The following is an 18,799-nucleotide window of genomic DNA, read 5'->3' as shown; positions in this document are numbered from 1 at the left end:
CGCCTTGGCGAAGGGGACGTCTGCCATGTCCGCGCTGCCCGCCCTGCCCGTCACGGTCGTGCGCTTCAACCTCGTCGACCCGGCGCCCACCCCCGACGCGCTCTCCGCGCGCTACCGGGCCGCCGTCGAGATGGCGGCGTTCGCCGACGACCGCGGTCTGACCATGATCCAGACCGAGGAGCACCACGCCACCACCAACGGCTGGATGCCCTCGCCGCTCACCTTCGCGGGCGCCGTCTTCGGCGCCACCCGCCGCATCGGCGTCACCGTCTCCGCCCTGATCACCCCGCTGCACGACCCGCTGCGGCTGGCCGAGGACCTCGCCTCGCTGGACCTGCTCAGCGGCGGCCGGCTGGTCACCGTCGCCGGCATCGGCTACCGGCCCGAGGAGTACGCGGCACACGGCAGGGACTGGCAGGGCCGCGGCGCCCTCCAGGACGAGGTGCTCGGAACCCTGCTGTCCGCCTGGACCGGCGAGCCGTTCCGCTACCGGGGGCGTACGGTCCAGGTCACCCCGCGCCCGTACACCCGGCCGCACCCGCTGCTGCTGATCGGCGGCAGCTCACGCGCCGCCGCCCGGCGCGCCGCCCGGCTGGGGCTCCCGTTCTTCCCCAGCGCGCGCCTCCCCGGCCTGGAGGCGTACTACCACGAGCAGCGCGCCGCCTTCGGCACCGAGGGCTGGGTGATGCAGCCGCCCGAGCGGACCTGTCTGCTGCATGTCGCCGAGGACCCGGACCGGACCTGGGCCGAGTACGGCGGCCATCTGCTGTACGAGGCGCGGACCTACGCCTCCTGGCAGTCCACCGGCATCCGCTCCGCGGTGCGTTCGTCCGCCCAGGACACCGAGGCCCTGCGCGAGGAGGGCGTCTACCGCGTCGTCACTCCCGACGAGTGTCTGCGCCTGGCCCGGGAGGCCGGCGCGCAGGGCTCGTTGATCCTGCATCCGCTGTGCGGCGGGATGCCGGTCGACGAGGGCTGGCGCTCCCTGCACCTGTTCGCCGAGCGGGTGCTGCCCCGGCTCCAGGGGTGACGCGGCTTCAGCCTTCGGGAGAGAAGACGAAGAGGCGGCAGCCGGTGGCCGACTGCGGTACGTGCCAGGACCCGGCCGGGGCGTGGAGGAAGGTCCCGGCGGGATGGTCGTGGTCGCCGTCGTTGAAGGTGCCGGAGACCACGCACACCTCCTCGGGCCCGGCAGAAATGACGTCCCGAGGTACTTTCCTGCCGGCGTGCCGGCGTGAGGCGGAACGGCGCGGAAAAAAGCTACTGCCCCGGCTCTCTGGTCGAGCCGGGGCAGTACCCAGTACTGAGGAGAAGGACTGGCGGGGGGGGTTAGCCCATCTCCTCCAACGCCTTGCCCTTCGTCTCCTTCACGAACTTGAGCACGAAGGGGATCGAGAGCAGGGCGAAGAATGTGTAGATCACGTACGTACCCGAGAGGTTCCAGTCGGACAGGCTCGGGAAGCTGGCCGTAATGGCCCAGTTGGCGATCCACTGCGCGGAGGCGGCGACGCCCAGCGCGGCGGCGCGGATCCGGTTCGGGAACATCTCGCCGAGGAAGACCCAGACCACGACGCCCCAGGAGAGGGCGAAGAAGAGCACGAAGACGTGGGCGGCGATCAGGGCCACGGTGCCTTCGGTCGCCGGCAGCGTGCCGGCCGCGGTCTTGGCGGAGAAGGCCCAGGCTTCCAGCGCCAGGGCGAGGGCCATACCGGCCGAACCGATCAGCGCCAGCGGGCGGCGGCCGATCTTGTCGACGAAGATCATCGCGATGACGGTACCGATGATGTTGATGATCGACGTGGTGAAGCTGTAGAAGAACGAGCTGCTGGGGTCGATGCCGACGGACTGCCACAGCGCCGAGGAGTAGTAGAACGCGACGTTGATGCCGACCAGCTGCTGGAAGACCGAGAGTCCGATGCCGACCCAGACGATCGGCAGGAAGCCCACCTTGCCGAGCAGGTCCTTGAACCTCGGCTTGTGCTCGCGGCGCATCGCGTCCTGGATCTCGGCGACCCGCTTGTCCAGGTTCACCGAGTGGCCCTCGACCTCGGAGAGCACCTCCTTGGCGCGGTCAACCTTCTCGATGGAGATCAGGAAGCGCGGCGACTCGGGGATCGCGAACGAGAGCAGACCGTAGAGCACGGCCGGGACGACCATCACGCCGAGCATCCACTGCCAAGCCTCGAGGCCACCGATCTTGCCGCGCTGCTGGCCGTCGGCCAGGTTGAGGATGCCCCAGTTGACGAGCTGGGAGATGGCGATGCCGACGACGATCGCGGCCTGCTGGAAGGAGCCGAGCCGGCCGCGGTAGGCGGACGGCGACACCTCGGCGATGTAGGCCGGGCCGATGACCGAGGCCATGCCGATCGCGAAACCGCCGACGATCCGCCAGAACGCCAGGTCCCACAGGGCGAACGGCAGGGCCGAGCCGACGGCACTGATGGTGAACAGCACCGAGGCGATCTGCATCACGCGGATGCGGCCTATGCGGTCTGCGATCCGGCCGGCGGTCGCGGCGCCGATGGCACAGCCGATCAGCGCGATGGCGATCACCTGCGCGAGGAGGGCGGAACCGACGTCGTAACGGCTCCGGATCGCCTCGACGGCGCCGTTGATGACGGAGCTGTCATAGCCGAAGAGAAAGCCGCCCATCGCGGCAGCCGCGGTAATGAAGATGACATGGCCGAGGTGGTCGGGATGGGCCTTGCGGCCTTCCGGGACCGTCGGCTGCGCGGTGCTGGTCAACGTGAACTCCAGTGGCCCGGCTGCGCTGCCGGGCGTAGGGGACTGGCCCTTCTAGTGGTTCACAGGTTGGGGGCACCCACCACTTGAAGGTAAAAGCGACGTTGCAGAGACTATGCCTTCAAGTTTCGAAGTCAATACCGCGTGATGGATTTGTTTCCCGAGCGGCGAGGCGACCCTTTGTTCAAGTTGTGAAGCGATAGTGAACTGATGATTCGTCGGACACCCGACGCAGTCGGCGACGGTGCGAGGAGCGGTCCCGCCCGGCTCCGGCCCGGCGGGATCAGTGCAGCCGCTGGCTGATCACCTTCGACACACCGTCACCCTGCATCGATACCCCGTAGAGCGCGTCCGCGACCTCCATCGTCCGCTTCTGGTGCGTGATCACGATCAGCTGGGAGCTCTCCTGGAGCTCCTCCATGATCCGGATCAGCCGCTGCAGATTGGTGTCGTCCAGCGCCGCCTCGACCTCGTCCATCACGTAGAACGGACTGGGCCGCGCCTTGAAGATCGACACCAGCAGCGCCACCGCGGTCAGCGACCGCTCGCCGCCCGACAGCAGCGAGAGCCGCTTGACCTTCTTGCCGGGCGGGCGCGCCTCCACGTCCACCCCGGTCGTCAGCATGTTGTCCGGGTCGGTCAGCACCAGCCGCCCCTCACCGCCCGGGAAGAGCCGCGAGAAGACGCCCTCGAACTCCCGGGCGGTGTCGTGGTACGCCTCGGTGAAAACCCGTTCCACCCGCTCGTCGACCTCCTTGACCACCTGCATCAGATCGGCCCGGGTCTTCTTCAAGTCTTCAAGCTGCTCGCTCAGGAACTGATGGCGCTCCTCCAGCGCGGCGAACTCCTCCAGCGCAAGCGGGTTCACCTTCCCGAGCTGCTGATACGCCCGCTCGGCGGCCCTCAGCCGCTTCTCCTGCTCGGCCCGCACGTAGGTCACCGGCTGGTGACGGGGGTGGGCCGGGTCCTCGGGCAGCACCTCCCCCTCGGCGGGCGGCGACGGCGGTACGAGCTGGTCGGGGCCGTACTCGGCCATCAGCGCCGCCGGTTCCACCCCCAGCTCCTCCAGCGCCTTGGTCTCCAGCTGCTCGATCCGCAGCCGCTTCTCCGCGCCGAGCACCTCGCCCCGGTGCACCGAGTCGGTCAACTTGTCGAGCTCGGACTTCAGCTCCCGGGCCGCGGTGCGCTCGGCCCCCAGCGCCTGCTCCCGCTCGGCCTTGGCCCGTTCCGCGGCGCCCCGCTCCTCCTCGGCCCGTACGACCGACACCTCGACGTGCGCCAGCAGCTGCCGGGCACCGGAGGCGACCGCTCCGGCCACCTCCGCCTCGTGCCGCAGCCGGGCGCGCCGCCGTTCGGCCCGCGCCCGCGCCTCGCGCTCGGCGCGCGCCCCCCGGTCCAGCGCATCCGCCCGGCCGGCCAGCGCCTTCACCCGCTCCTCGTGCGTACGCGCCTGGAGCCGCGCCTCCATCTCGGTCTGCCGGGCATTGGCCCCGTCGGCCGCCAGCCGGTCCCGTACGGAGGTGTCGGGCTCCTCGTCCCCGACGCCCGGCTCCTCCTCCGCCACCAGCAGCCGCTCGGCCAGCTCCTCGGCCTCCTCGGTGGCCCGCGCCAGCGCCTCCTCGGCCCGGGCGGCGGCCGCGGCGGAACGCTCCGCCTCCCCCGCGGCCGCCCGCGCCTGCCCGCCGAGCCGCCCCAGGTCCCCGGCGACCTTCGACTTCTCCCGGTCCGCCGCCCGCCGCCGCTCGGCCAGCTCCTCGACCAGCGCGGCACACTCCGTACGCTTCTCGGCCGCGGCCCGCTGCGCCTCGGCCAGCTCCTCGCAGCGCGCCGCCAGCTCCTCCAGTTCGGCCGCCGCCTCGTCGACCGACGCCTGCACCTCCAGCAGGCTCGGCGCGCCGGCGGAGCCGCCCTGCGCGAAGTGCGCCCCGAGCAGGTCCCCCTCACCGGTCACGGCCAGCAGCTCCGGACGGGCGGCCACCAGGTCCTCGGCGTCCTCCAGCGTCCCGACCACCACGACGTCCCGCAGCAGCCGGGCCACCGCCGGCGTCAACTCCGCCGGCCCCCGGACCAGTTCACCGGCCGGCACCGGTGCGGAACGCGGCCCGGGGACCCGCGGCCCGCCACCCGGCCCCCCGGCATCCGCCACACCGCCGCCGGCACCCGCCCCACAGACACCATCAACACCACTGGTGCCGTTGAAACCATCAGCCCCTGTAGTCACAGCAGATGCCCCGGTCGCGCTCCCAGCGCTCCCCAGCACCATCGCCGCCCGCCCCGCGTCCTGCTTGCGCAGCAGCCGGATGGCCTCGGCGGCGGTGGCCGGGTCGGTGACCGCGACGGCGTCCGCGGCCGCACCGAGAGCGGCCGCGACCGGAATCTCGAAGCCGGGGGTGACGGTCAGCAGCTCGGCGGCCGGCCCGAGCACGCCGCTGAGCCGCTCGGCCGCGGCCAGCAGGGCGCCCGTACCGTCCTTGCGGCGCAGCCCGAGTGCCAGCGCGTCGTGCCGGGCGGCGGTCGCGGCGCGCTTGCGCTCGGCCGTGGTCAGCGCCTCCCGGGCGGCGGTCAGCGCGGCCTCCGCCTCCGCGAGCCCGTCGCGGGCCGCCCGGTGGGCCGCCGCGCTCTCCTCGTCGTCCGCGTCCAGTCCGTCGACCTCGGCCTTGAGCTGCTCGTACTCCTCTTGGGCGACGGCCGCCCGCTGCCGGGCGTCGTCCCGTGCCTCGACGAGCCGGCCGATCTCCGCCTGCGCGGAGGCCGCCCGCCCGCGGGCGGCGGTGACCTGCCCGCTCAGCCGGGCCAGGCCCTCGCGCCGGTCGGCGATGGCCCGGGCGACGTCCCGCAGCCGGCGCTCCTCGGCGGCCAACTGCCGCTCCAGTTCGGCCCGGTGTTCGACGGTGTCCTCCAGCGCCCGGCTGGCCGCCTCCAGGGCGGCGGTCAACTCCGCCTCCTGCTCGCGGATCCGGGCCGCCTCCCGCTCCATGTCCTCGGGGTCGCGCCCCTGCCGCTCCTCGGGCGGGGCCGCCGTGGCGCTCTTGACCCGCGCCTCGGCCAGCGAGATCGTGCCGCGCACCCGCTCCGCGAGCTGCGACAGCTCGTACCAGGTCTGCTGGGCGCGCTGCACCCGCGGCGTGAGGGTACGGACCTCCTCCTCCAGCGCCGCCTCCCGCTGCTGGGCGGTGCGCAGCCGCTCCTCGGCAGCCTGCTTGCGCTCCTTGAGCGCCGCCTCGTCCGCGATCTCCGCCCGCAGCGCCTCGCGCAGCGTGACGAGATCGTCGGCGAGCAGCCGCAGCCGGGCATCGCGCAGGTCCGCCTGGATCACCGCGGCGCGCCGGGCCACCGCGGCCTGCCGGCCCAGCGGCTTCAGCTGGCGCCGCAGCTCGTCGGTCAGGTCCTGGACCCGCGCGAGATTCGCCTTCATCGCCTCCAGCTTCCGCAGCGCCTTCTCCTTGCGCCTGCGGTGCTTGAGAACGCCGGCCGCCTCCTCGATGAAGGCCCGGCGGCCCATGGGGTCGGCGTGCAGTACGGAGTCGAGCTGGCCCTGCCCGACGATGACGTGCATCTCCCGGCCGATACCGGAATCGGAGAGCAATTCCTGGATATCGAGCAGCCGGCAGGTGTCACCGTTGATCTGGTATTCGCTGCCGCCGTTCCGGAACATGATCCGGGTAATGGTGACTTCGGCGTACTCGATCGGCAGCGCGCCGTCGGAGTTGTCGATGGTGAGCGAGACCTCGGCCCGGCCGAGCGGCGGCCGCCCGGTCGTCCCGGCGAAGATGACGTCCTCCATCTTCCCGCCGCGCAGCGACTTGGCACCCTGCTCGCCCATGACCCAGGACAACGCGTCCACGACGTTGGACTTGCCGGATCCGTTGGGACCCACGACGCAGGTGATGCCCGGTTCGAACCGCAGCGTCGTGGCGGAGGCGAAGGACTTGAAGCCTCGCAGGGTCAGACTCTTGAGATGCACGCCTTTGGACTCTACCGGCCGCCCCTCGGCGAGCGACCCCAACATTCCGGGCACGGCGACCCGCCCCGTACGGCCCCCGGGTATACCGCGCCGTTCATTTTCGGTTTCACCGAGGAAAGCGCAGGGCACATCATGCGGTAAGGGAGGGCCGGCACCGCACGGGTGGCCGTTCGGTCGGGGAAAGAAAAGCCGGCAGACGCAGAACTCGGAAACGACGAAGGGACGCCGAAGCGTCCCTTGCAGATCTTGAAAGCGGTGCCTCAAGCGGCTGGCGAGCAGCCCTACCGGCCCCGGGGGGTGAGGGTCAGGTGAGCGCGGGCTCCGCCTGGGGTACGTCGATGTCGAGCACCGACTCGTCGCGACGTGCGGCAGCCGACAGCATGTCGTTTTCGGCCTGCATCCGAATGAGTTCGGATTCAAGGTCTTGGACGCGCTGCTGAAGCCGTCGCATCTCGGAGAGGACTCGGGGGTCGGAGCCGCCGACGTAACCGAGAAGCGCCTTTGCCATGATGGATGGTCCTCCACAATGAGTGACCGACCGAAGCGGTGTGGGTCGTGAGGGATTCGCACCCGCGGTGCTTGTCATTCTCTGGTGTACTCAATGCCAAACAGCTAAGGTGCGCGGGGATTCCAGAGTCTCACCAAACGGTTTGACGGTCAACACGATCACACCCCGTATCCTCGGGCACCTGAGAGTGCGCGGCCGCGAGGGCGCTGCGCCTACTCCCCAGAAAGGTCCCGCGGGGCGTGGAGATCATCCGTACAGCGGCAGCCTTGCACGGGACGGCCGAGTTGGCAACCACCAGGGCTTATCTCCTGTAAGCAGCTGACAAAGGCACACCGGAAAGATCGCTGTCAACGCCCGTACGGACGGTTCCGGCAGGCCGGATCAGCGGATCTCGAAGCCGTCGTAGCCACCCCGGGGCGTGTCCCATATCTCAGTGACTCCGTCCACGCGCCCGGGCGTGTCTCCGGTCCGCAGCCACTCCAGCAACTGGTCGCAGTGATCCTTCGGTCCCTCGGCGACCACTTGGACCCGGCCGTCACCGAGGTTGACTGCAAACCCTGCGAGTTCGCCGATGCGAAGCGCGTTGGCGCGGGTGAACCAGCGGAAGCCCACACCCTGGACCTGACCACGCACCCACGCGGTCACACGGACATCTTCCTTCATGTGTGCACGTTAACCGGCCAATTGCTCAACGAGCACTTCGCCCCCTTGCGCCATGGCGTACAGTCCCCCGTCAGCGAGACTCACTCTTTCGGGTGAATCATCTTGACGCTGAGGACGGAAGGAAGACAGCGGATGGGCCGCCATCGACGCTCTGCCCCCCACGCGCCCGCAGCCCCCGGAGCGGGGCCTGTTGACGCCCCGACGGCAGTCCTGCCGGCCGCATCGGCTCCCGCGGCGCAGCGCTCCCACCGTGCGGCGCGCGGCCGTGGCGCGGCACCCGTACGCACCGGACTGCTCGGCGCCTCCGCCGCGGTGGCGATGGGAGCGGTGGCGGTCGCCACCGGACTGATCCCCGGCGGCGGCCAGTTCGACGGCGGTACGGGCGGCGACCAGGACCGGGTCCGCGCCGACGCCCTGCCGGAGGCCACCGCCCCGATGGGCGGCCTGTCGGTGTCGCCTTCGGACCGGGCCACGGCCCCGACGAGCCGCGGCGACGGCCGTTCCGCCCTCCCCGGCACCGGCCGCCCCTCCTCCCCCACGACACCCTCGACGTCGCCCGTACCCCAGCGGTCAGCCAAATCCCCCGCCGCGACCCCCGGTTCGCACCGCTCCACCAAGCCCCGCACGGCCCCCTCCCCGGCCGCGCCGCACCCCACCGCGGCCGCGTCGAAGACCCCCGACGCCGGATCGTCCACCGCGGCCCAGGTCCTCTCGCTGGTCAATCAGGAGCGCGCGCAGGCCGGCTGCTCCCCGGTCACTGCAGACCCGGAATTGGACGCGCTCGCACAGGGGTTCAGTGACGACATGGCCGCCCGCGGCTTCTTCAGCCACACCGACCCCGACGGCCACACCCCGTGGGACCGCGCCCGCGCCAAGGGCATCACCGACCTCGGCGGCGAGAACATCGCCCGCGGCCAGGCCAACGCCCAGTCCGTCATGGACTCCTGGATGAACAGCCCCGGCCACCGCGCGAACATCCTCAACTGCGAGTACAAGACCCTCGGCGTCGGCGTCCACTTCGGCCCGGGCGGCCCGTGGTGGACCCAGGACTTCGGCTTCTGAGCCCACCCGCAGCAGCCGCCCCGCCGGCATCCCCGGCCGCTCCTGTACCGACAGCCCGCGCCGCCCCGTGACGGATCACGGGGCGGCGCGGGCTTTTGGTTGCCGTGTCGCGGGCCTTCCGGGCCGCGGCGGCGGGTCAGGCAGCGAGGGCGGCGCGTCCCGCGAGGACGATGCGGGTCTGCTCGGCGATGCGGCGTCCGAGGTGCTCGGCGGTGGCGACATCCGCCTTGTGGACACCCTCGGCACCCTGGTCGTTGTTGGACTGGGCGGCGGCCCCGAGGAAGAAGCCGAGCCGGTTCAGGTCGTTCTCGGACGCGGTGGAGGAGTTCCAGCCCGGGAGCAGGTTGAGGCCGACCCAGCTCATGCCGTGCTGGGCGGCGAGCACCGTAAAGAACTGCAGGGTGTGCAGCTTGTCCCCGCTCTTCGAGGCGGAGTTGGTGAAGCCGGCGGCGAGCTTGTCCTGCCAGGCGCGGGTGGCCCAGCGCGCGGCGGTCGCCTCGGCGAAGACGTGGAAGGCGCCGGAGGCGGTCCCCATGTAGGTCGGCGAGCCGAAGACGATGGCGTCGGAGGCGTCGAGCTGTTCCCACTGCGCGTCGGTGATCTCGTCCACCTTGATCAGGTGGACGGTGGCGCCCGCGTCGGCGGCACCGGAGCGCACCGCCTCGGCCAGGACCGCGGTGTGGCCGTAGCCGGAGTGGTAGGCGATCGAGACGACGGGGGCGGGCAGGGCGGGGCTGGTCATGGCGGATTCTCCTCCGGGTAACGGCGTCCGGGCGGTCGTGCCTCGCGGACGGTCAGGGCGACGACAGAAAGAGAAGCACTAACTTTTAGAAAGCGCAACCCAACGGTTAGCGCTGTGCGGAGGTAAGGTGTTCGCATGGCGACCGAGAGCACCCCACAGCCGGCCGGCGAGTCCGCCGCCGGCTGTACGGACGACCTGGCCTACGACGTGTTCGCGCGCGACTGCCCCTCCCGTGACGCGCTCAAGCACATCACCGACCGATGGGGCAGCCTGACGCTGGGCGCACTGCTCGACGGGACGTTCCGCTTCAACGAACTGCGCCGCCGGGTGGCAGGGGTGAGCGAGAAGATGCTGGCCCAGACCCTGCACGCGCTGGAGCGGGACGGACTCGTGCACCGCGAGGCACAGCAGACCAACCCGCCCCGGGTGGATTACGCGCTGACGCCGCTGGGACTCCAGGTCGCCCACCAGCTGCGGCAGCTGATCGATCTCGTGGAGGACCGGATGCCGCAGGTACTCGCCGCGCGGGAGCACTACGACGCCCGGCACACCGGGGCCTGATCCGCCCGGCCCGCCGGCGCCCCGCGGTCAGGCCCGCGGCGGCCGCTGGCAGCGGGGGCAGAAGTAGCTGGAGCGGTTCATCCAGGGGCGGCGGCGGATCGGGGTGCCGCAGCGGCGGCACGGTTCGTCCTCGCGCCCGTAGGCGTCCAGGGAACGGTCGAAGTAGCCGGACTCGCCGTTGACGTTGACGTAGAGGCTGTCGAAGCTGGTGCCGCCGACGGCGAGCGCGGCGTTCATCACGTCGCGGACGTGGCCGAGCAGTTCGGTGGTCCGCGGCCGGGTGAAGGTGGCGGTGGGCCGCTCGTAGTGGAGCTTGCTGCGCCACAGCGCCTCGTCGGCGTAGATGTTGCCGACCCCGCTGATCAGCGTCTGGTCGAGCAGCGCCCGCTTGACGGTGGTCCGGCGGCGGCGCAGCGCGTCGTGGAAGGCGGCGTCGTCGAAGGCCGGGTCGAGCGGGTCGCGGGCGATGTGCGCGATGACGTCCGGCAGCTGGTCGGCGTCGCCGGGGACGGTGTCGTGCACCGAGAGGCCGCCGAAGGTGCGCTGGTCGACGAAGCGGAGCTCGGTGTCCTGGTCGTCGTCGAAGCGGACACGGATGCGCAGATGCTTCTCGTCGGGGGCGTCGTGCGGCTGGACCAGCAACTGCCCGCTCATACCGAGGTGGGCGAGGATCGCCAGGCCGTGGGTGACCGACGGCGTGACGAGCGGGCCGATGCCTTCGGCCGCGGTCTGCGCGGCCGGGCCGCCCCCGGTCACCGGGAGCCAGAGGTACTTGCCGCGCCGGCGGGCCACGCCCAGCCGCAGCCCCTTGAGCCGGGCCGCGAAGTCGGCCGCACCGGCGGTGTGCCGGCGAATGGCGCGCGGATGGTGCACCTCGACCGTGTCGATCGTCCGGCCGCTGACCCAGCGCTCCAGTCCACGGCGTACGACCTCGACCTCGGGCAGCTCGGGCACGGAGGGCTCCTCGGGACGGCGGGAGGGGGCAACTGGGGATGCGGGAAAGACTTCTGACCCCGTACGGGCGGCGCGCGGCCGCCCGTACGGGGTCAGAAACGGTGCTTCAGTGCCCCGGCGACGAGGTGTCGCCGGAGGCCGGAGCCGAGCTGTCGGAAGCCGGCGACGCATCGTCGCCGGAGGATGCCGCCTTGGCCGCCTCGTCCGCCGCGGCGCGGATCGCGCGCCACGCCGACTCGGCCGCCTGCTGCTCGGCTTCCTTCTTGCTGCGGCCGGTGCCGGTGCCGTACGAGACACCACCGACGCGGGCAGCAGCAGTAAAGGTCTTCTCGTGGTCCGGGCCGGTCTCGGTGACCAGGTACTCCGGGACGCCGAGACCTTCGGTCGCGGTGAGTTCCTGGAGGCTGGTCTTCCAGTCCAGACCCGCGCCCAGGCTGGAGGACTTCTCGATGAGCGGGTCGAAGAGCCGGTGCACCAGCTCGCCGGCCGCGTCGAGGCCCTGGTCGAGATAGACCGCGCCGATCACTGCTTCAAGAGTGTCGGCGAGGATGGATGCCTTGTCCCGGCCGCCCGTGCCTTCCTCGCCCCTACCGAGGCGGATGAAGGCGCCGAGGTCGAGGCCGCGGCCCACCTCGGCAAGCGCACGCGAGTTGACCACCGCGGCCCGCAACTTGGCCAGCTGGCCTTCGGGCAGGTCGGGGTGGATGCGGTACAGCGTGTCGGTGACCACCAGGCCGAGCACCGAGTCCCCGAGGAACTCGAGCCGCTCGTTGGTGGGCAGACCGCCGTTCTCGTATGCGTACGAGCGGTGCGTCAGCGCACGCACCAGAAGGGCGGACTCGAGCTTGTACCCGAGCCGCCCTTCCAGAAGCGTGTGAGACGAGGCCGTGTCCGCCGGAGCCGGTTCACCCTCGCGAGTGCGAGGAGTCGAATGGGCGTCTTCCGCCTTTTTGGGGCTAGACACAGTGCCTGTCACCAGCCGCTCAGACCTCGAGGACCTGGCGCTTGTTGTAGGTGCCGCAAGCGGGGCACGCGATGTGCTGCTGCTTGGGCTCGTGGCAGCGCTCGCACGCCACCAGGGTGGGGACCGCAGCCTTCCACTGCGACCGGCGGTGGCGCGTGTTGCTGCGCGACATCTTCCGCTTCGGAACAGCCACGGCTACTTCTCCTGAGGTTCATCCCCGCCGTCGCGGGGTGCGTTGTCCTTCTCGCCGTCCTTGACGGTCTCGGCGAGTCCCTGCAGTGCCGCCCAACGGATGTCGACGGCGTCGTGATGGTGGTCCGGGTCGTCCGCGAGCCGCGCTCCGCAATCGGAGCAGAGGCCCGGGCAGTCGTCCTGGCACACCGGCTGCATCGGCAGTGCGAGCACCACCGCATCGCGCAGCACGGGTTCGAGGTCGAACAGGTCGTCCTCGAGGAAGAGGGTGTCCTCCTCATCCTCGGCGTCGTCGCCGGCGTCCTTGTCATGGACGCGGGCATCGGCGTCGGGGTAGGCGAACATCTCCTGGAAGTCGCTGTCGAGCTCACGCTCCAGCGGCTCCAGACACCTTACGCACTCCCCCTTGACGGTCGCACGGCCGGTACCTGTGACAAGCACACCGTCCATGACCGATTCCAGGCGGAGGTCGAGTTCCACCGTCGCGCCCTCGGGCACACCGATGACCTCGTTGCCGAGATCCCGGGGGGCCTCGACGGAGCGGGAGACCCTCTTGAGCGCACCGGGACGCCGGCCCAGCTCACGCGTGTCGAACACGAGAGGGGAACGGTGGTCGAGGCGGGCGTTGATGGCTTCCTGCTTTCTACGGGGTCTGCACGCCGCCCGCATTCCCTCTGTGGAATTCGGGCAGCAGAGATCGCGTCAATACGCGCGACCGAAGAGCCAGGATACTGGACGGGCCCCGATAGGCCCAATCCGCTCCCGGCCGGCAAGCGGTTTCCGGCGCCGGACCGCCTACTGGCGGCCCTCCTCGTACTGCCGCAGCTGATCCAGGTCGATCATGCTGGTGTCGAAGAGGCTGGTCTCGTCCAGCGCACCGGGCTGCGGCGCGTGGTGCTGGGCCTGCTGGGGCACCTGCTGCTGGAGATAGGCGTTGGGGTCGTAGCCCTGCTGCTGGGCCTGCTGCTGCCAGTCGTAGCCGTACGGATCCTGGTGCTGGGCGTAGGCGGCCTGCTGGGGCTGCTGGTAGCCGTAGACGTCCTGCTGCTGGTAGGCGGCGGGGTCGTAGTAGTCCTGGTGCTGGGGCTGGAGCGGCTGCTGGTGGTCCTGGGGGTGCAGGGGCTGCTGGTGGTCCTGCACCTGCTGGGGCTGCACCTGCGGCATCGGGGGAACCTGGACCTGGGGCGCCTGGGCGTCCCGGTCGGCGCCGATGCCCGCCAGCTCGGCCAGATACTCGGCGTCGGCCTGCGGCTGCCCGGTCTGCGGGTCGCCGGCGCTCGCCATGTGGGCCGCGAGCTCGTCGATCGCCCGGGCACCCTGGAGCTTGTCACGGCCCCGGCCGACCGCCTCCAGCGTCTTGGTCAGCACCGCCTGGAACGCCCCGAACTTGGCGTCCACATAGGCGTCGGCGCGCTGCCTGAGGGTCTCCGGGTCGGCGCTGCGCTCGGGGGCCTGGGTGCCGTCCTCGTCGAGGTAGCCCTGCTCGTCGTGGTCCGGCCCGCGGCCGAGCAGCTTCTCGCGGCCGCGGTCGACGGATCCGATGGTCTTGGTGAGCACGACCTCGAAGTTGGCGAGCTTGCTGTCGACGTAGTCGTCGGCCTCGGCGCGGATCTCCTCGGCCTCCCGGCGGGCCTCCGCGAGGATCCGGTCCGCCTCCTCCTGGGACTGCCGGGCGATCTCGGTGTCGGAGATCAGCGAACCGCGCTGGGCGTGCGCGGACTCGATGATCCGCTCCGCCTCGGCCCGCGCGTCCTCGACCAGCTGCTCCCGGCCGCCGATGAGTTCCTGCGCCTGCGCGAGCGAGCCGGGCAGCGCCGCGCGCACCTCCTCCAGCAGGGCGAGCAGCTCGGCGCGGTTGATCACGCACGATGCCGACATGGGCATGGACCGGGCGCTGCCGACGGTCGCGACGATGTCGTCGAGCTTCTTCTGCACGTCCACCTTGGACTCGCCACTCTCTGAAGGGGGTTGGAACGACGGAACGGGTCGACTGTACGTCCACGGGCCCTCCGCCCGACACCGACTGACGCTCCATCAGTCGGGCGGTACGGCCGGTGTGCCGTGGCCGGCGTCAGTCCTTCGTGCGCAGCCGCTCGCTGAGCGCGTCGAGGACGAACGGCGGGACGAGATGGGAGACGTCACCGCCCCAGGCGGCGACCTCCTTGACGAGGCTGGAGGACAGGAAGCTGTAGGTGGGGTTGGTGGGGACGAAGAGGGTCTCCACCCCGGAGAGGCCGTTGTTCATCTGGGCCATCTGGAGCTCGTAGTCGAAGTCGCTGACGGCCCGCAGCCCCTTGACGATCGCGGGGATGTCGCGCTGCTTGCAGAAGTCGACCAGCAGGCCGTGGAAGGACTCGACCTCGACGTTGCCGTACTCGGCGGTGGCCCGGCGGATCAGGTCGATCCGCTCCTCGACCGTGAACAGCCCCTTCTTGGACTGGTTGATCATCACGGCGACATGGACGACGTCGTACAGCTTGGAGGCACGGGCGATGATGTCCAGGTGCCCGTTGGTGATGGGGTCGAAGGACCCCGGACAGACAGCACGGCGCAACTTCGGTTCCTCGCTCTCCGATCGGGTCATGACACGCTTGTTGACGTCGATCCGGCGGACGTCGAAGCGGCGCGACCGTACCAAAGCGTGCCCTCGCCGTAGCGACGGGCCTTGATCGGTTCGAAGCCGGCCGGCCACGGGAACGTGCCGCCTCTGGTGCTGCGTTCCACGGTGACGAGTGCCTGCTCGGCCAGCCACCCCTGACCACGGAGTGTGAGCAGGATCTCGCAGAGGTCCTGATCGGTCACCGCGTACGGCGGGTCCAGGAAGACGATGTCGTACGGCTCGCCCGGCGCCGCCGCGGCGGCGGTCTGCTCGGCCTTGCCGGCCCGGACCTCGACGCCCGGGAGGCCCACCGCACGGACGTTGTCCCGGATGGTGCGCACCGCGCGGGCGTCGGCCTCGACGAGCAGGACGTGCGCGGCACCGCGCGAGAGGGCCTCCAGGCCGACCGCGCCGGAACCGCCGTAGAGATCGAGCACCCGGGCGCCGGCCAGCGGGCCGTCGAGCGACTCCCAGGTGGAGAACATGCCCTCGCGCGCCCGGTCGGAGGTCGGGCGGGTGCCGTTGCCCGGTGGTACGGCCAGGCGGCGGCCGCCGGCCGTACCGGCGATCACGCGGGTCATGGGCCCGTCCTTACGTTGTGCGTGGTCGGTGTGGAGAGGCGGGAGCCGGTGGCGGCTCCGCTCCTCCACGATATGGCGTCGGCCGGGGGGCGGGCGCCCGCCGAGGACGCCGCGCGGGCCCCCGGGCCCGTGATCGATCTCACGCGGCCGGCGACCGGGGTGCGGCCGGGTCGTTCCCGTCAGCCCTTGTCCAGATACTGCTCCCGCTCCTCGTCCAGCAGGGCCGACAGGGCGGTCCGCAGCTCCGGATAGCCGGTCAGTTCGGGATCGGCGGTGACCAGTGCCGTGGCCTCCTCCCGGGCGGCCGCGATGACCTCCTCGTCGTCGATGACCGCGAGCATCCGCAGCGAGGAGCGGACGCCGGACTGCGCCTGCCCCAGGACGTCGCCCTCGCGCCGCTGTTCCAGGTCGATGCGGGAGAGCTCGAAGCCGTCGAGGGTGCCGGCCACGGCGGCGAGCCGGGCGCGGGCCGGGCTGGCCTCGGGCATCTCGCTGACCAGCAGGCACAGGCCGGGGGCCGAGCCGCGGCCGACCCGGCCGCGCAGCTGGTGGAGCTGGGAGACGCCGAAGCGGTCCGCGTCCATGATCACCATGGCGGTGGCGTTCGGGACGTTCACGCCGACCTCGATGACCGTCGTCGCGACCAGCACGTCCAGCTCGCCGGCCGCGAAGGCGCGCATCACGTCGTCCTTGTCGTCCGGCGCCATCCTGCCGTGCAGCACCGCCACCCGGAGGTCCGACAGCGGGCCCTTCGAGAGCTGCTCGGCGATGTCGAGGACGGCCAGCGGCGGACGCTTCTCCGCCACGTCCTCCGGTGAACTCGCCTTCGCCGCCGCCCCCTTGGAACTGCCCGACGCCTTCTTGGCGCCCTTCGGCGTCTCCGCGGCCGTCTCCTCGTCGTCGCCGATCCGCGGGCACACCACGTACGCCTGGTGGCCGGCGGACACCTCTTCGCGGACCCGCTCCCAGGCGCGCGACAGGAAGTGCGGCTTGTCCTTGGCGGGCACCACGTGGGTGGCGATCGGCGAGCGTCCGGCGGGGAGTTGGTCCAGGACGGAGGTCTCCAGATCGCCGAAGACGGTCATGGCGACCGTGCGGGGAATGGGCGTCGCGGTCATCACCAGGAGGTGCGGCGGCTGTTTGCCCTTGCCGCGCAGCGCGTCCCGCTGCTCGACGCCGAAGCGGTGCTGCTCGTCGACGACCACCAGCCCCAGGTCGTGGAACTGCACCTTGTCCTCGATCAGGGCATGGGTGCCGACGACGATCCCGGACTCGCCGGTCACCAGGTCGAGCAGCGCCTGCCGGCGGGCCGCGGCCCCCATGGAGCCGGTCAGCAGCACCACCTTGGTGCCCTGCTCCGCCCCGCCCAGCATGCCGCCCTCGGCCAGCTCCCCCATCATCTCGGTGATCGAGCGGTGGTGCTGCTGGGCCAGCACCTCGGTGGGCGCCAGCATCGCGGCCTGACCGCCGCTGTCGACCACGCCGAGCATGGCGCGCAGCGCGACCATGGTGTTGTGCGTGACGGTGAAGTGGTCGGTCACATAGGCGTGGTCGGGGTGCGCCACGCTGATGCACTGGACGGGCTTGCGGCCGACGTGCTCGACGGCCCGGACGGCACGCCGGAAGTCCTCGCCGCCGTCGCCGGACGCGGCGTCCGCGCCGCCCCCCGCCCGGAAGGGCGGATACCCGCCCGGCAGCGCCACGTCCACGTCGCAGGCGCCCTCCCCCACGGCACGCAGCTGCGCACGGCCCCCCAGGGAGCGCACCAGCCACCCGAGGTCGGCGGCCAGCGGGCCGGCCGCCGCGCGGAACACCGCCCGGCCCCCGGCGGGCGCGCCGCCCGCGTCCAGCAGGCCCTGCACCACGGCCAGCCGGTCCTTCAGCGGCGCGTTGCGGTAGGCGTCCGGTACGCGGTCGCCGGAGCCGCCGCCCAGCGCCTTCCCCAGTTCGTACGGATCGAGCGGACGCTCCCCGCCGTCCTCCAGGTCCACCGGCGTGGCCGGGGCGATGGACCACTTGGGGCGGCCGTCGGGCCGCAGCAGATCCGCCCGCAGCGCGCGCGTCGTCAGCACCCGCTCCGTCACCCGCTCGCCGGTGTCGCGGGTCCCGACGATCCACAGGTGCTCGTCGTCGCACTCGACGGTGCTGCCGTCGGACAGGACCAGCCGCCACACGTCGCGCTCGCCCTGTGGGAAGACGCCGTCCACCACGGCGAGCTCGCCGCTGGGCACCACCACTTCCGTGCCGACGGTCATCTCCCCCATGGGCCGGAAGCCGCGCGGGGTGAGCACCAGGGAGTCCAGCGGCTGCGCCTTGCCCGAACCGACCTCGCCCTGGAGGAGGCGGTGCATGGGGTGTTCGGTCGCCAGGTCGTCGAAGATCTCCCGGCTGACCTTCTGCTGTCCCTCGGTGAGCGTGAAGGGCAGCTTGGCGTCGAACGCGTCGAGAATGCCGCCGTCGACCAATCTCCGTGCGACGGCAGGGAGTTGGGTGTCGGCGAGGCGGCGCCGGGCGAGCGCGACCTGCATCACGAACGCCTCGTCCCACTTCAGCCGGGCCCGCGCGTCGGCGATATCGGCCTTGCCGGCCGGCCGGTGGATCTTGAGCAGTGCCTCGGTGAGCGGGACCAGCGACCGCCCCTCGCGCAGCGCCTCCGGCAGCGGGTCGACGGCGTCCTGCGCGCTGGGCAGCACCGCGTCGACCGCCTTGGCGATCTTCCACGACGCCATCTGCTGGCAGGCCGGGTAGATCGGCATCAGCTGCTGGGCGAAGGCGTCCACGGCTTCGCTGTCGGCGTCCCGGTCGAGGAGCTCGTATTCGGGGTGGGCGAGCTGGAGTTTGCGGTTGAAGACGGACACCTTGCCGGCGAACATCGCCCGGCGGCCCGGCAGCAGCTCCTTGTGCGGCTTGTGGATGCCCTTGCCGAAGAAGACCAGCTGGAGCCGGCCACTGCCGTCCGTCAGCGTCACTTCCAGCCGCTGTCCCCGGCCGGCGTTGAACTTCAGCACCCGCGCGTCGGCGACCTGCGCCACGACCGTGACGTGTTCGTCCAGCGGGAGGTCGGCGAGCCGGGTCAGCTCACCGCGCTCGGCGTAGCGCCGCGGGTAGTGGTGCAACAGGTCGCCGACCGTATGCAGGTCGAGATGCTCGGCCAGCACCTTCGCGGTGGTGCCGCCGAGGATTTTCTTCAGAGGTTCGTCGAGCGCTGCCACGCGTCTATTGCACACCACACCTCTGACAATTGCGCCGGTCCCGGCCGCCGGGGTG

16 protein-coding genes and 1 pseudogene are annotated in these 18,799 nt (G+C 71.5%); 3 read left to right on the top strand and 14 right to left on the bottom strand.

The genetic code is table 11. From position 1 onward, the window contains the following. Positions 1–25: 25 nt before the first annotated feature. A complete protein-coding gene (locus OO62_RS09935; protein WP_033266898.1) occupies positions 26–1,030 on the top strand; it encodes an LLM class flavin-dependent oxidoreductase in 1,005 nt (334 codons plus the stop codon). Between the two features lie 7 nt (positions 1,031–1,037). On the opposite strand, the pseudogene OO62_RS36925 reads toward OO62_RS09935, so the two are convergent. The 5 genes and pseudogenes from OO62_RS36925 to OO62_RS09915 form a co-directional block, all read right to left on the bottom strand. After that, positions 1,038–1,208: pseudogene (locus OO62_RS36925) on the bottom strand (cupin domain-containing protein); the annotation flags it as partial. 121 nt (positions 1,209–1,329) lie between these two features. Next, entirely contained in the window at positions 1,330–2,745 is a 1,416-nt protein-coding gene (locus OO62_RS09930) for a sugar porter family MFS transporter (RefSeq protein ID WP_033266897.1), read from the bottom strand. A gap of 280 nt (positions 2,746–3,025) precedes the next feature. Then, positions 3,026–6,706 (bottom strand): AAA family ATPase, encoded by a 3,681-nt coding sequence (locus OO62_RS09925; RefSeq protein ID WP_033266896.1) that lies wholly within the window; start codon positions 6,704–6,706, stop codon positions 3,026–3,028. A 304-nt stretch (positions 6,707–7,010) separates the two neighbouring features. Next, on the bottom strand, positions 7,011–7,214 hold the full coding sequence (locus OO62_RS09920) for a hypothetical protein (RefSeq protein WP_033266895.1): 204 nt from the start codon (positions 7,212–7,214) through the stop codon (positions 7,011–7,013). Positions 7,215–7,595: 381 nt separating this feature from the next. Next, positions 7,596–7,877, bottom strand: a complete 282-nt coding sequence (locus tag OO62_RS09915; RefSeq protein WP_033266894.1) for an acylphosphatase — start codon at positions 7,875–7,877, stop codon at positions 7,596–7,598. Positions 7,878–8,009: 132 nt separating this feature from the next. Here OO62_RS09915 and OO62_RS09910 point away from each other — a divergent pair, with 132 nt between their 5' ends. Beyond that, complete coding sequence (locus tag OO62_RS09910) at positions 8,010–8,939, top strand: CAP domain-containing protein (protein ID WP_033266893.1); 930 nt, start codon at positions 8,010–8,012, stop codon at positions 8,937–8,939. A 136-nt stretch (positions 8,940–9,075) separates the two neighbouring features. On the opposite strand, the gene OO62_RS09905 is transcribed toward OO62_RS09910, so the two are convergent. Next, positions 9,076–9,666 carry a flavodoxin family protein gene (locus OO62_RS09905; RefSeq protein ID WP_445655166.1) on the bottom strand — a complete coding sequence of 197 codons (591 nt, stop codon included), beginning with the start codon at positions 9,664–9,666 and terminating at the stop codon, positions 9,076–9,078. 150 nt (positions 9,667–9,816) lie between these two features. Here OO62_RS09905 and OO62_RS09900 point away from each other — a divergent pair, with 150 nt between their 5' ends. Continuing rightward, a complete protein-coding gene (locus tag OO62_RS09900; protein WP_033266891.1) occupies positions 9,817–10,242 on the top strand; it encodes a winged helix-turn-helix transcriptional regulator in 426 nt (141 codons plus the stop codon). Between the two features lie 27 nt (positions 10,243–10,269). Here the strand turns inward: OO62_RS09900 and mutM are convergent, their stop codons facing one another. The 8 genes from mutM to OO62_RS09860 form a co-directional block, all read right to left on the bottom strand. Next, positions 10,270–11,196: a bifunctional DNA-formamidopyrimidine glycosylase/DNA-(apurinic or apyrimidinic site) lyase gene (mutM, locus tag OO62_RS09895; RefSeq protein ID WP_033266890.1), complete on the bottom strand. Its 927-nt coding sequence runs from the start codon at positions 11,194–11,196 to the stop codon at positions 10,270–10,272. 106 nt (positions 11,197–11,302) lie between these two features. Then, a complete protein-coding gene (rnc, locus tag OO62_RS09890) occupies positions 11,303–12,172 on the bottom strand; it encodes a ribonuclease III (protein ID WP_180290199.1) in 870 nt (289 codons plus the stop codon). Positions 12,173–12,179: 7 nt separating this feature from the next. After that, positions 12,180–12,353 (bottom strand): 50S ribosomal protein L32, encoded by a 174-nt coding sequence (gene rpmF / locus OO62_RS09885; protein ID WP_028802425.1) that lies wholly within the window; start codon positions 12,351–12,353, stop codon positions 12,180–12,182. 2 nt (positions 12,354–12,355) lie between these two features. After that, entirely contained in the window at positions 12,356–13,021 is a 666-nt protein-coding gene (locus OO62_RS09880; protein WP_051732929.1) for a YceD family protein, read from the bottom strand. Between the two features lie 126 nt (positions 13,022–13,147). Continuing rightward, positions 13,148–14,293: an ATP synthase subunit B family protein gene (locus tag OO62_RS40165; protein ID WP_033266888.1), complete on the bottom strand. Its 1,146-nt coding sequence runs from the start codon at positions 14,291–14,293 to the stop codon at positions 13,148–13,150. Between the two features lie 130 nt (positions 14,294–14,423). Next, positions 14,424–14,906, bottom strand: a complete 483-nt coding sequence (gene coaD, locus OO62_RS09870) for a pantetheine-phosphate adenylyltransferase (protein ID WP_180290226.1) — start codon at positions 14,904–14,906, stop codon at positions 14,424–14,426. A 26-nt stretch (positions 14,907–14,932) separates the two neighbouring features. Then, complete coding sequence (rsmD, locus tag OO62_RS09865; protein WP_033266886.1) at positions 14,933–15,532, bottom strand: 16S rRNA (guanine(966)-N(2))-methyltransferase RsmD; 600 nt, start codon at positions 15,530–15,532, stop codon at positions 14,933–14,935. Positions 15,533–15,711: 179 nt separating this feature from the next. Next, entirely contained in the window at positions 15,712–18,744 is a 3,033-nt protein-coding gene (locus OO62_RS09860) for a helicase-related protein (protein WP_033266885.1), read from the bottom strand. Positions 18,745–18,799: the final 55 nt, after the last annotated feature.

Source organism: Streptomyces lydicus (genome assembly GCF_000717345.1).
In the GTDB taxonomy this organism is placed as follows: Bacteria; Actinomycetota; Actinomycetes; order Streptomycetales; family Streptomycetaceae; genus Streptomyces; species Streptomyces lydicus.
The sequence above is the reverse complement of the archived record's forward strand: the minus strand, read 5'-3'. Positions and strand labels throughout refer to the sequence as shown.

What these genes read in the sequence shown, in the direction of transcription:
- OO62_RS09935 (WP_033266898.1), top strand. Translation starts at nt 26, where the DNA reads ATGTCCGCGCTGCCCGCCCTGCCCGTCACGGTCGTGCGCTTCAACCTC.
- OO62_RS09920 (WP_033266895.1), bottom strand. Translation starts at nt 7,214, where the DNA reads ATGGCAAAGGCGCTTCTCGGTTACGTCGGCGGCTCCGACCCCCGAGTC.
- OO62_RS09915 (WP_033266894.1), bottom strand. Translation starts at nt 7,877, where the DNA reads ATGAAGGAAGATGTCCGTGTGACCGCGTGGGTGCGTGGTCAGGTCCAG.
- OO62_RS09910 (WP_033266893.1), top strand. Translation starts at nt 8,010, where the DNA reads ATGGGCCGCCATCGACGCTCTGCCCCCCACGCGCCCGCAGCCCCCGGA.
- OO62_RS09900 (WP_033266891.1), top strand. Translation starts at nt 9,817, where the DNA reads ATGGCGACCGAGAGCACCCCACAGCCGGCCGGCGAGTCCGCCGCCGGC.
- OO62_RS09880 (WP_051732929.1), bottom strand. Translation starts at nt 13,021, where the DNA reads ATGCGGGCGGCGTGCAGACCCCGTAGAAAGCAGGAAGCCATCAACGCC.
- rsmD (WP_033266886.1), bottom strand. Translation starts at nt 15,532, where the DNA reads ATGACCCGCGTGATCGCCGGTACGGCCGGCGGCCGCCGCCTGGCCGTA.